The sequence below is a fragment of the Candidatus Methylomirabilota bacterium genome, assembly GCA_035709005.1.
GTDB lineage: Bacteria > Methylomirabilota > Methylomirabilia > Rokubacteriales > CSP1-6 > 40CM-4-69-5.
Window position 1 is genome coordinate 1 of sequence record DASTFB010000131.1, and the last position, 11,533, is coordinate 11,533.

General features: G+C 71.4%; 14 protein-coding genes. 11 read left to right on the forward strand and 3 right to left on the reverse strand.

What is annotated here, in order from left to right; translation table 11 throughout:
* Positions 1 to 65: 65 nt before the first annotated feature.
* The 4 genes from VFR64_21795 to VFR64_21810 all read left to right on the forward strand — a co-directional run bounded on the left by VFR64_21795 (position 66) and on the right by VFR64_21810 (position 2,982).
* Positions 66 to 1,208, forward strand: a complete 1,143-nt coding sequence (locus VFR64_21795; protein HET9492364.1) for a CocE/NonD family hydrolase — start codon at positions 66 to 68, stop codon at positions 1,206 to 1,208.
* 25 nt (positions 1,209 to 1,233) lie between these two features.
* Positions 1,234 to 1,761, forward strand: a complete 528-nt coding sequence (locus tag VFR64_21800; GenBank protein HET9492365.1) for an RNA polymerase sigma factor — start codon at positions 1,234 to 1,236, stop codon at positions 1,759 to 1,761.
* Positions 1,758 to 2,729 (forward strand): methylated-DNA--[protein]-cysteine S-methyltransferase, encoded by a 972-nt coding sequence (locus tag VFR64_21805; GenBank protein ID HET9492366.1) that lies wholly within the window; start codon positions 1,758 to 1,760, stop codon positions 2,727 to 2,729. Before VFR64_21800 ends, VFR64_21805 begins: the two co-directional genes overlap by 4 nt.
* Before the next feature lie 64 nt (positions 2,730 to 2,793).
* Complete coding sequence (locus VFR64_21810; GenBank protein HET9492367.1) at positions 2,794 to 2,982, forward strand: hypothetical protein; 189 nt, start codon at positions 2,794 to 2,796, stop codon at positions 2,980 to 2,982.
* 186 nt (positions 2,983 to 3,168) lie between these two features.
* Here VFR64_21810 and VFR64_21815 read toward each other — a convergent pair whose 3' ends face one another.
* Both VFR64_21815 and VFR64_21820 read right to left on the reverse strand, forming a co-directional pair.
* Positions 3,169 to 4,368: an MFS transporter gene (locus VFR64_21815; protein ID HET9492368.1), complete on the reverse strand. Its 1,200-nt coding sequence runs from the start codon at positions 4,366 to 4,368 to the stop codon at positions 3,169 to 3,171.
* A 9-nt stretch (positions 4,369 to 4,377) separates the two neighbouring features.
* A complete protein-coding gene (locus VFR64_21820) occupies positions 4,378 to 4,875 on the reverse strand; it encodes a Mut7-C RNAse domain-containing protein (protein ID HET9492369.1) in 498 nt (165 codons plus the stop codon).
* Between the two features lie 80 nt (positions 4,876 to 4,955).
* On the opposite strand from VFR64_21820, the gene VFR64_21825 reads away from it, so the two are divergent.
* The 7 genes from VFR64_21825 to VFR64_21855 all read left to right on the forward strand — a co-directional run bounded on the left by VFR64_21825 (position 4,956) and on the right by VFR64_21855 (position 10,770).
* Positions 4,956 to 5,225: a translation elongation factor-like protein gene (locus VFR64_21825; GenBank protein ID HET9492370.1), complete on the forward strand. Its 270-nt coding sequence runs from the start codon at positions 4,956 to 4,958 to the stop codon at positions 5,223 to 5,225.
* A 173-nt stretch (positions 5,226 to 5,398) separates the two neighbouring features.
* The gene (locus tag VFR64_21830; protein ID HET9492371.1) at positions 5,399 to 6,310 is read left to right on the forward strand and encodes an NAD(P)-dependent oxidoreductase; all 912 of its coding nucleotides are present in this window, start codon (positions 5,399 to 5,401) and stop codon (positions 6,308 to 6,310) included.
* 8 nt (positions 6,311 to 6,318) lie between these two features.
* Positions 6,319 to 6,930: an urea carboxylase-associated family protein gene (locus VFR64_21835; protein HET9492372.1), complete on the forward strand. Its 612-nt coding sequence runs from the start codon at positions 6,319 to 6,321 to the stop codon at positions 6,928 to 6,930.
* Complete coding sequence (locus VFR64_21840) at positions 6,927 to 7,865, forward strand: SMP-30/gluconolactonase/LRE family protein (GenBank protein ID HET9492373.1); 939 nt, start codon at positions 6,927 to 6,929, stop codon at positions 7,863 to 7,865. The genes VFR64_21835 and VFR64_21840 overlap by 4 nt, the downstream gene beginning before the upstream one ends.
* Before the next feature lie 60 nt (positions 7,866 to 7,925).
* Positions 7,926 to 8,825, forward strand: coding sequence for an NAD(P)-dependent oxidoreductase (locus VFR64_21845; GenBank protein ID HET9492374.1), 900 nt, complete (start codon positions 7,926 to 7,928; stop codon positions 8,823 to 8,825).
* Positions 8,822 to 9,988, forward strand: a complete 1,167-nt coding sequence (locus VFR64_21850) for a hypothetical protein (GenBank protein HET9492375.1) — start codon at positions 8,822 to 8,824, stop codon at positions 9,986 to 9,988. Before VFR64_21845 ends, VFR64_21850 begins: the two co-directional genes overlap by 4 nt.
* A 128-nt stretch (positions 9,989 to 10,116) precedes the next feature.
* Positions 10,117 to 10,770, forward strand: a complete 654-nt coding sequence (locus VFR64_21855; protein HET9492376.1) for a DUF4410 domain-containing protein — start codon at positions 10,117 to 10,119, stop codon at positions 10,768 to 10,770.
* Between the two features lie 12 nt (positions 10,771 to 10,782).
* Here VFR64_21855 and VFR64_21860 read toward each other — a convergent pair whose 3' ends face one another.
* On the reverse strand, positions 10,783 to 11,265 hold the full coding sequence (locus tag VFR64_21860; GenBank protein ID HET9492377.1) for a GNAT family N-acetyltransferase: 483 nt from the start codon (positions 11,263 to 11,265) through the stop codon (positions 10,783 to 10,785).
* Positions 11,266 to 11,533: the final 268 nt, after the last annotated feature.

Sequence of the window (11,533 nt, forward strand, 5' to 3'; positions counted from 1 at the left end):
TCGAGCCAGGGGCTCGATCGCGCTTGCCACGACCGGGCTCCCCATAGCCCTCCATCGGGGCCTCGATGAGCCAGGAACTCGAACGCGCGCGCGACAATCCGCCCCCGCCGATCAGTCGGCGGTGGGGCCGGTGGATCGCACTGGCGGCGTGTCTGCTCGCGGCGGCGCTGCTCGCCCCCCACGCGGGGACGCTGAGCCTCTCCCTGTCGCTGGCGTGGCCGGCCGCCGAGCGCTGGCTCGCGCTCCGCGGCTCCCCTGTCGTGCACGAGGAAGTCGTCCTCGGGATCGCGGGCCGAAACGTCCGCGCGGACCTCTACCGTCCACCGGCGCCTCGTGGGGGTATCGTCCTCGTCCACGGCCTGTCGTCCCTGGGGCGACGGCAACCCGATCTCGCTCGACTGGCTCGCCTGATCGCCGAGCGCGGCCAGGTCGTCGTGGTTCCTCACATCGAGGGGCTGGCCCGTTTTCGGCTGGACGGCAGCGAAGTACAGGAGATCCGGGCCGTGGCCGACTATGCCCGGCGTCGATGGGATCACGTGGGCCTGGCCGGATTCTCGTTCGGCGCCGGCCCGGTGCTGCTGGCCGCGGCCGACGTGCCCGATCTCAGGATCGTGGGCTCGTTCGGCGGCTATGCCGACCTCCGCCACGTCGTGTTGTTCGTGACCACCGGTGTACACCGCTGGCAGGGCCAGCGTCACGTCGAGCGCCAGGAGCCCTACAACCGCTGGAAGCTTCTCTCCCTGCTGGCCGGCTTCGTCGCCAGCGAGCCCGACGGCGTTCGCCTCCAGGAGATCGCGGCGCGCCGGCTCGCCAACCCGGCCGACGACACGGGGCCGCTACAGGCGCGACTCGAAGCCGACGGACGCGCCGTGCTGGCCCTCGTCATGAACGACCGCGAGGACGCATTCGAGCGGCTGCTGGCCGCGCTACCCCCGGCCGCTCGGCACGCCCTGGAACGGCTGTCCGCCGTCCGGGCGGTGAGCCGGATTCGGGCCCCCCTGCTCATCGCCCACGGCGCCCGGGATCCGTCCATCCCCTACACCGAGAGCCTGCGGCTGGCCGCGGGGGCCGGGCAGCGGGCACGGCTCACTGTTTTCGAGACCTTCCATCACACCGGGCCTCCGTCGGAAGGCCTCTCCCTCGCCGCCGGGATCGCCGACGGCGCGCGCCTGCTCCAGCTGATCGACGGCCTCCTTTCACGCCGCTGACGGCCGGGTGTCTTATACGGGTGCGATGGGTCAGCAGCCCTTCGAGGCCGTTATGGAACTGCACCATGCCGAGATCTTTCGCTATCTGAGGCGGGTGACCGCCCGGGCCAGCGACGCCGACGACCTCTCGCAGGAGACCTTTCTGCGAGCGTGGAAGGCCTACCGCCACCTGGATGGCGAGGCCAACGTTCGGGCCTGGCTCTTCACGATCGCCACCAATCTGGCCAGGAACCACTTCCGCAACGAGCGCCGGCGGCGCCAGGCGCAGGCCTCGGCCCGTTCCGTGCGCTCCGAGCTCGATGGGAGCGCGCCCGACGGCGAGGCGGTCTTCAACGAGACCCGGACCCGGCTCGACATGGTAGTGGCGAGCCTGCCGCTCAAGCAACGGCTGGCCTTCGTCCAGCGGAAGATCCACGACCTCGACTACGAGGCGATCGCGCGCAGCCTGAACTGCTCGGCGGAGACCGCCCGGGCCCATGTGTTCCAGGCCCTCAAGAAGATCCGCCGCGAGCTCGAAGGGCTCGCGCTCCCCGTCATGGAGCGTCAGGTATGAACGCCAAACCCCGGGTGTGCGAACAGATCGAGCAAGACTTGATGGCGGCGGCCGCCGGCGAGGCGGAGCCGGCGGTGACGCGGCGGGTCCACGACCACATCGGCGTGTGCGCGCCGTGCGGCGGCGAGTATGCGCGTTACCGAGCCCTCGAGCACGCGCTGGGCAGCTGGCGCCAGGCGCCGCTGGCCCCGGCCATCGTCGAGGACGCGCGAAAGCGGCTGGAGTCCAGGCTCGGTGAGCTCAAGCGGCGCACCCTGGCGTACCGGATCTTCCCCTCCCCCCTCGGCAACATCCTCATCGCGGCATCCGAACAGGGCGTCTCGCTCATCGAGTATCTCGGTCGGGCCAAGAGCCTCAGCCAGTCGCGCCTGAGCCGTCTGCACGGCGTGGAGACCATCGAGGACGGCGAGGAGCTGGAACGCCTCTACCACGAGCTCCTCGAATACCTGGGGGGCCGGCGCAGTCGCTTCGGGTGGCCGCTCGATCTCCGGCTCGTGCGCAGCGATTTCCACCGCAGCGTGCTCCGGGCCACGGCCGAGATCCCCTACGGGGCCCTCATGTCCTACTCGGGCGTGGCCTGCGAAGTGGGCAAGCCGACGGCCAGCCGGGCCGTCGCCCAGGCGCTGCGCTGGAATCCCCTGCCCATCGTGATTCCTTGCCACCGCGTCGTCGGAAGCACCGGCAGCCTCGTCGGGTATGCCGGGGACAAGATCAGTCTCAAGGAGCACCTGCTCTGTGCCGAGGGCATTTGCATCGAGCGCACCAGGCCCATGCCCCAGGTGAACCCCGACGCGATGTACGTCGGCGAGCCCCGGAGCCGCTGGTACTGCCTGCCCACCTGCCCCTCTCTCGAATCGCTGGCCCATCGGCGCCGCCTCGTATTCTTCGGCACCAGGCAACGGGCCGAGGGTGACGGACGCGAGCCCTGCGACAGCTGCCGGCCCGACCTGCACCCGCTCAACTCGTAGTCACCCGCTCCGCACGCTCTGCCGTCGGTTTCACGACGGCGCCCGAACGGGGTCGTACGGGCACATGCACTTCAACGAGTACACGATGGAGCGGCTCGTCAAGGAGCGGCACGCCGAGCTGCTCGAAGCGGCCCGGCTCGAGGCCCTGCTCAGGCAGGCGCCGTCGCGGTCCAGCGCGCTGCGCCTCGCGCTGGGCACCGCGCTCATCCGCCTCGGCGCGTGGCTCCTGCGCCGCTCCTACGCGCCCGTCTAGTCTTCGCGCGCGCCGACGCCGCGCCCTGGGGGTCGGGAGGGGTCAGCGACACCCGTTTCCCTCGCGCGTGTGCGGACCTCGCGCGCAGATGGAGCCCGGTCCCAGCGGGTCCCTGCGGTCGCCGCCCTCGTGATCTCGATGCGCCCTTCCCGACCCCCAGGACGCGGCGTCGGCGCGTGGGCGCGCTCAGCGCCTCGCAGGCTCGCGCTGGACCAGTGGCCGCAGGCGGGCGAGGGCGACGGCGACGCTGGCGGCGATCACGGCCAGGACGAGCCAGGCCGTGCCGTACCCGCCGGTGATCTCGACGACGACGCCGAACAGGGGCGGTCCCACCAGGACTCCGGACCAGGCGGAGGCGACGGCGACGCCGGTGAGCAGGCCCGCGTAGCGAGAGCCGGCGATCTCGGCAACCAGCGCGAAGTAGAGCCCGACCCAGCCGAAGGCCCCGGCCCCGGCCAGGGGCGCCAGAATCCAGAGCAGGGCAGGCGGTAGCGCCGTGTCCAGCGCGAAAGCGGCGAAGCTGCCGGCCCCGACGAGCGCGGTCGCCACGACGCCCGGCCGGCGACGTCCGCCCAGAACACGGTCGCTCACCAGACCTCCGCCGATCCGGCCAATCGTGCCGCCCGCCTGGGCCAAAGCGAGCAGCTGGCCGGCCGCCACCGCGGAGAGGTCGAAGCTGTCCCGGGCGTAGAGGGTGAAGTATGCGAGCAGGGACGCCTGCATCATGGACAAGAGAAACGCGCCGGCCAGCAACATGCGCACGCCCCCTCGGGCCAGGAACGGGCCGAGCTCGCTGAGCCGGGGCCGGACCACCCGCTGCGCCTGGTCCGTCTTCGTCGGATTCCGATAGAGCGCCACGACCGCGAGGCCGGCTAGCGCGGCGACCGCGCCCGCGATGACCAGGGCATGGCGCCAGCCGAGCTCGACGGCGATCAGGGGCAGGAGCAGGGCGCCGGCGATACCGCCCAGCGTCAGGCCGGTCTGCTTGATGCCCATCGCCACGCCGCGCTGGTGGGACGGGAACCAGTCGGCCACCGCCTTGCCGGTCGTCGGATTGCCGACGCTGAATCCGAATCCAGCGCCGACCAAGCAGAGGAGCAGCGCGGGCAGGCTCGGGCCGGCGGCGGCCAACGCCACCAGCACCCCCGTCACGGCCATGCCGAGCGCGAGCGTGAGCCGCGCTCCCAGACGGTCGGTGAGCCACCCGGCCGGCAGCGACATCGCGACGCCGCCCAGGTAGACGGCCGGCAGCAGCAAGCCCACCTGCACGCGGGTCAGGCCCAGGTCGTCGAGCAGAAACGGCGCGAGTGGAGCCGCGGCGAGCGCGGCCAGCGCGGCCGCCGCATAGGCCAGGGTGACGAGCGCGAGGATGGCCCAGCGGGCCATCACTGAGGATCAGCGCTCCGGGCGAGACGCCGGAGAAGTGGCCTCGATCGCGCCGTTCAGGACGTGCTGTAGCCGCGTGATCATCTGCCCGGCGTGGCTGCCCGGCCAGTAGACGCGTCCGCAGCCCTGACACACTCGAAAGTCGTCGTGAATCCCGAAGACCCGTGGGGGCACGCGATCCCGCACCGCCTCCCTGTCCACCGGCGCCAGCAGGCCGTTGCACTCGAGGCAGCGCGTCAGCCAGGCGGACTCTGGCGGGGTGAGCTGCAGCCTGGTCACTGTCTCGATGAGCTGCAGCTGTACCTCCACGCTCCGGATCAGACAGCCCAGATCGCTCGCGGAGGCGGCGAGCCCCGCGTCGCGGGTGACCAGGATGCGCGCCTCCCGGCGGGCGACATCCAGGAGTCGGCTGTCGTCCGCCGGCCCCGGATAGACGGTGTCATAGCCCATGGCCCGGAGCCAGTGGGCCAGGCGGCCGAGCATCGTATCCACGACGAAACGGGGCACGGGCGCTCCCTCGAAGGCATCTTAGCGCGGGTGGCGCTACAATGGACGCGGCCCGACGTCCACCGCGGGAGGACACGGCCATGACGGCTGAGCAGAAGGTCGGGACCGTCACCGACTACTACGCGAAGATCGGCGTCGCGGCGATCCACCTCACCGAGGGCCCACTCCGGGTCGGCGACCAGATTCGCTTTCGCGGCCACACGACCGATTTCATCCAACCCATCGAGTCCCTGCAAATCGAGCACCAGGAGGTGCCGCGCGCCGAGCAGGGGACCGAGGTGGCCGTCAAGGTCCGCGAGCGCGTGCGCAAGCACGACGAGGTGCTGCGGGTGCCTGCGGTTCCGGAGTAGCGGTCCGGCCACCACACGCGGATCGCGCCGCTCTCGTATCGAGACCGCTTCGGACGAGCTCCGCGCCAGGTTGCCGACAGGCAGGCTGCGGTAGTGCCGGCCCGGCCGGGGCGCGCAGCGCGGTTGACACCCCGAGCGCTGCCGCCTAGCATCCGGCAAGCGGAGGGGCGCACGTGACGACGACGAAGGAGCCGGTCGGCGTGGTCGGGGTCGGGCTGATGGGCACGGCCATCACCAGACGCCTGCGCGGCGCCGGCTTCGACGTGCTGGGCTACGACGTGGAGCCGTCGAAGCTCGCCGGGCTCGCCGCGCTGGGCGGTCGCGCCGCACGTTCCCTCGACGAGGTCGCGCGCGCCTGCCGCACCGTGGTGCTCTGCGTGTTCAACACCGAGCAGGTCGAGGAGGTCGTCGCCGGCTTGCTCGCCGCGCGCCCGAGCGGCGCGGGGCCTCTCACCGTCGTGTGCACGAGCACCTGCGACCCCGATCGCATCGCCGCGCTGGCCGCCCGCCTGCCCGCCGAGCGCGTGCGGTTCCTGGAGGCGCCGGTGTCCGGCACCAGCGAGCAGACGGCGCGGGGCAACGCGCTCGGGTTGATCGGCGGCGAGCTCGAGGTCATGACGGCAGCGGCCGGCGTGCTCGACGCCATCTGCCCGCGACGGCATCACCTGGGCGCCGTGGGCAACGGCGGGCGCGCCAAGCTCGCCATCAACCTGATCCTGGACATCAACCGCGCCGGCCTGGCCGAAGGGCTCGTCTTCGCCGAGCGTGTGGGCCTGGACCCGGCCGCCTTCCTGAAGGTCGCCCGGGAGTCCGCCGCCTACTCGCAGATCATGGACGTCAAGGGCGACAAGATGGTGGCCGGCGACTTCAGCCCGCACGGGCGCATCGCCCAGACCCTCAAGGACATCCTGCTCACCCTGGACCAGGCCGGACGGCGCGGCCAGCAGCTTCCCCTCGGAGAGGTGTACGCCGACCTCGTGAAGGGCTGCGCCGCGCACGGCGAAGCCGACCGGGACAACAGCGCGGTGATCCAGGAGCTGCGCCGGCGCCGCGCGCAGCCCGGTGCGTCGTCGGCGCGCCAGTGAGCCGTCCCGTGAAGGTGCTGCGGCAAGACACGGTCCCTCCGGCGGGACACTTCGCGGCGGAGCTCAAGCGCAACCAGGTTCTCCGCATCGTCGACGCCGAGGGCCAGCAGGTCGCCGACCTGGTCTGCTTCAAGCTCGACCGCCTCCAGGAAAAGCTCTCGGTCATGAACACGATCAGCCTGAACCGCCAGGTGTTTCCGCGGATCGGCTATCTGCTCTTCTCGGACGAGGCCACGCCGTTGCTCACCATCATCGACGACACCTGCGGCGTCCACGACATGCTGGCGGGCGCCTGCAGCCGCTTCACCAACGAGCGGCGCTACGGGGTGAAGGACACGCGGAACTGCCGGGACAACCTGGCCGAGGCCCTCAAGCCCTGGGGCATTGGCGACAAAGACGTCCCGTTCAACATGAACGTCTTCATGAACTGCCCGATCGGCCCCGACGGCAGCTGGTCCATTCAGGCGCCGAAGAGCAGGGCTGGTGACCACATCGACTTCCGGGCCGAGACCGACGTCCTGGTCGCCTTCTCGAACTGTCCACAGATCCACAACGCGTGCAACGCCTTCCGCCTGAAGCCGCTGGACGCGGTCATCTACGAGTACGCGCCGCACCCATGACGACGTTCACGCCGGCGCTCCGGCCGCTCGCCTCGGGCTTGCGCTTTCCCGAGGGCCCGGTGGCCATGCCCGACGGCTCGGTGATCCTTGTCGAGATCGCCCGCCAGACGCTCTCGCGCGTCACGCCGGACGGCCGGGTGCACGTCATGGCCGCGCTGGGCGGGGGCCCCAACGGCGCCGCCCTCGGCCCCGGGGGGAAGATCTACGTCACCAACAACGGCGGCCTGAGCTGGGTGGAGCGCGCGGGCAAGCTCTTCCCCACCTCGCAGGCGGCGGACTACGCCGGCGGGCGGATCCAGGTGGTCGATCCCGACAGCGGCAAGTTCGAGACACTCTACGACGCCTGCGACGGGCGGCCGCTGCGCGGCCCGAACGACCTCGTCTTCGACAGCGCGGGCGGGTTCTGGTTCACCGACCTGGGCAAGCGGCGCGAGCGCGATCTCGACGTGGGCGCCGTCTACTACGCGCGGGCCGACGGCTCCTTCATCAAGGAAGCCATCTTCCCGATGGATCGGCCGAACGGGATCGGCCTGTCGCCCGACGAGCGCACGCTCTACGTCGCCGAGACCACCACGGCGCGCTGCTGGTCGTTCCGGCTCTCCGCTCCCGGCCAGATCGCGTCGGCCAACGGGCCGTACCGGGGCGAGAAGGGCACCTGCCTGGTGGGGCTGGGCGGCTATCAGATGTTCGACTCGCTGGCCGTGGACTCCGAGGGCCACATCTGCGTGGCCACGCTGATCACCGGCGCCGTGAGCGACCTCTGGCCGGACGGCAGCCGGGTCGACCAGTACCGTCTGCCCGACATGATGGTCACCAACGTGTGCTTCGGCGGAGCCGCCCTCTCCACGGCCTTCGCCACGCTGTCGATGGGCGGCACGCTGGTGTCGTTCGAGTGGCCGCGGCCCGGCCTGCCGCTCGCCTATCTCAACCGCTAGCGCCGCCCGCGTCGTCGACCTGAGCGGCGGGCCCTGATCCCGCCGCCGGAGGAGGAGGCCATGCCTGGCACGGTGGGCTTCATCGGGCTCGGCAACATGGGGCGTCCCATGGCGCTCAATCTCAGCAAGCACGGCTTCACCCTGGTCGTGCACGACATCGACCCCGCCCGGGCCGAGCCGCTGCGCGAGCGAGGCGCGAAAGTGGAGCGCTCGGCCGAGCGCGTGGCCGCCGCGGCCGACCGCACGATCGTCATGGTGGAGACTACCGCCCAGGCCGAGGAGGTCATCGCCGGCGCCGAGGGCATCATCGGCGGCGCGCGGCCGGGGCACATCGTGGCGTGCATGAGCACGATCGATCCCTTCGTGGCCCGGCGCCTGGCCGCTCAGCTGGCGGGCCGGAGCATCGCGATGCTCGACGCGCCGGTGAGCGGCGGTACCACGCGGGCCGCCTCGGGGGAGCTGTCGATCATCGTCGGTGGACCGGCCGCCACGTTCGAGGCCTGTCGGGATCTGTTCCACGCCATGGGCGCCAACATCTTCCACGTGGGCGGCCCCGGCCAGGGGCTGGCCATGAAGCTCGTCAACAACATGCTGATCCAGGTGAACCGGGTGGCCGTGGCCGAGGCCCTGGTGATGGGCGTCAAGGCCGGGCTCGACCCGCAGACGATCTACGACGTGATCCGGGTCAGCACCGGGACCAGCCACGCTTTCGAGACCGGCGTGCCGAAGATCCTGGCTCGCGACTTCACGCCCGGGGGCACCGTGGACATCACCTACAAGGACCAGGAGCTGGAGACCGCGTTCGCCAAGCAGCTCGGCGTCCCGCTGCTCCTGGCTAACGTCACCCAGCAGCTCTACCAGATGGCGCGCGCCGCCGGTCTCAACAAGGAAGACGGCCTGGCCGTCATCAAGGTCCTCGAGCAGCTCGCCGGCGTGCGCGTGGCCGCGAGGAAAGCATGATCTCGCTCGCTGAAGCGCGCCAGTATCTGCAGACGCACGGCGGCCGCCGGGCCGCCCGCCGGCTCGTCACCACCTACATCGCCGGCCGCCAGCGCTCGTACCTCTTGCAGAGCAACTACGAGACCGTGGCCGGACTGCCGCTGTCCGACAACGGGCTGGTGTTCCGCCTGGCCAGGCCGGACGACCTGCCGGCCCTCACCGAGCGATTCACCCAGGTACCGCCGTCGACGTTTCAGGCCTGGCTGGGCCCGAACCACTTCCTGTACCTCGCGCTGGCCGGGAACAAGCCGGCGGCGTTCCGGTGCGATTCGACCATCGTCAGTCCGGGGCTGCGATCCATCCTGCACCTGCGTCCCGACCAGGTGTTCATGGTCGACATCTCCACCGCCCCCGCGTTCCGCCGGCGGGGCATCACCCGGCTCATTCGCATCGCCATGGCCCGTCACATGCTGCGGCTGGGATTTCGCGATTCCTGGGGCGTGCAGCGCGTGATGAATCGCGAGGCGCTGGCCGCCTTCGACCGGACGCCCGACGTGGTCCAGCGCTTCGGAACGCTGACCCGCCGCACGATGCTGGGGCGCGTGCAATTCAGCCTCACGCCCAGCCGGTGGCTGTCCCCCGAGCACATCGGCGCCCTGGCCCAGCTCGCGGCCGACTGCGTGCCGCGCGCGTCGCGCCTGGCGCTGCTCTTCAACCCGGGCACGACGATCGCGCCGCCGGGCGCCGCGGAGGCCGTGCTCCGCGCCGTGGCCAAGCTGGGGATCGAGCTGCGGATGATCCCGCTCACCGAGACGGCGGACCAGGTCGGGGCTTTCGCCGAGGCCTTCGCGGAGATGGCCCGAGAGGGTGCCGAGGCCGTCGTGGTGCTGGACGACCCGATGTATCGCGAGCATCGGCAGACCGTAGTGGCCCTGGCCGGGACCCACCGCCTGCCCGCGCTGTACGAAGGGCGGGCGTTCGCCCGGGCCGGCGGCCTGCTCGCGTACTCGCCGCCCGGTCCTCCGCCTCCGGCCTGGCCTCTCGAGCTCAGCCCGCGGATCAAGCTCGACCCGCTGGGCGGGACGCCCGGCGAGCTGATCGTGAACGTGGCGGCCGCCACGGCGCTGGGCCTGACCGTGCCTCGCTCGGTGCTGCTCCGGGCCACCGAGGTCACCGGGGCCTGAGCTCCCCGCCGTCCTAGTGACGACGCGCTAGTCGATCGACAAATCTCTGCCGGCTCGCCGGCGCTCCGTGCTCGATTGGAATGGTGAAGCGCGCGCGAGCCTTCGTCGACCGGGCAAGAGGAGCGACTATGCGGACATCTTTGTGGCTATCCTGGGCGCGGCTGGCCCTCGTGTGTGGCATCCTCGCCGGCTGCTTCGGCGCCTACCAGACCTCGCCGGATAACGTCCGCGGCGCGGGCGGCCTCACCCCGAGCCAGGAGGACAAGGACGCCGGCCGCGTCGGCGTCGCCGCCGGGTTCGACCTGAAGGGCTACCGCGTTGTCCTGGTCGAGCGCTTCCCCGTCGCGACCTCGGAGATCGAGGACGAGGGGGACCAGCGCTTCGCGGACAAGATGGCCGCCTTCTACCAGCAGGAGCTCCTGCGCCGGCTCCGCGAGAGCAAGCTGTTCAGCCAGGTGAAGCCGCTCCCGGGCTCGGGCCGCCTGGCCGGAAAGACGCTCGTGCTGCGCGGCAGCATCACGCGTCTGGGGCGCGGCTCGCAGGCCATGCGCTACTTCGTGGGCTTCGGCGCCGGCAGCACCCGGGCCCAGGCCGAGATGCACTTCGTCGATGCCGAGTCCGGCCGCGTCCTCCTGGTGACGGCCGACCGGCGCCTGGGCTCGGCGGGCATGTTCGGCGGTGACGACGAAGATTTCCTCGAGGAGTCGTTCGACGACATGGCGCGCGATCTGGTCAAGTTCCTGGTGCGCCTGTCCCGGGGCGAAGCGCCCGGCAAGGACTGAGCGGCTCGCGCCCTAGACCGGGCGCTCGAAGCGGTACTCGCGCGTCTGGTTGACGTCGCCGGGCAGCACGCGCTCGCCGCTCTGCCGGAATCCCATTCGCGTGTAGAGGCGGTGGGCTCGCTCGAACCGCGTGTCCGACCAGAGGAGGAGCCGTGAGATGTCCCGGGCCCGGCACCAGCCGATGACCTCGCCGACCAGCATCTGCCCCAGGCCGCGCCCGCGGAGGTCGGCATCGAGATAGAGGCGATGGAGCTCCGCGGTGTCCTCGTCGAGCCGCTCGATACCGGCCGACCCCACGATGCGATCGCCCTGCCACACGACGAAGAACGCGCCCCGCGGGGGCACGTAGTGGGCCTGGAAGTCGAGCAGGTCGGGCACCTCGGCAACCGGATCCCAGACGAAGCCGTATTCCGCGAACACACGGCCGATGAGGGCGATGACCCCGGAGACGTCCTCGGCGCGCGCCGGCGCGACGAGCGAGATGCTGGCCACCATGCTCCGGCCGTCCTCCTCCGCGCGGGGCTCCCGACCCGCGCGCCCTCTTGTACCACGCGGGGGACGCGGGGGCGAGGTAGACTGTCGCCATGCCAGACGACGCGCCCAAGACCGCCTACGAGCTGGCCATGGAGCGGCTCCGCCAGAAGGAGCGTCAGGCCGGCGCCGAGGAGCGCCCCCTGAGCGACGAGGATCGGGCGGCCATCGCCGAGGTGCGCCGGATCTACGAGGCGAAGCTGGCCGAGCGCGAGATCCTGCACCAGCACTC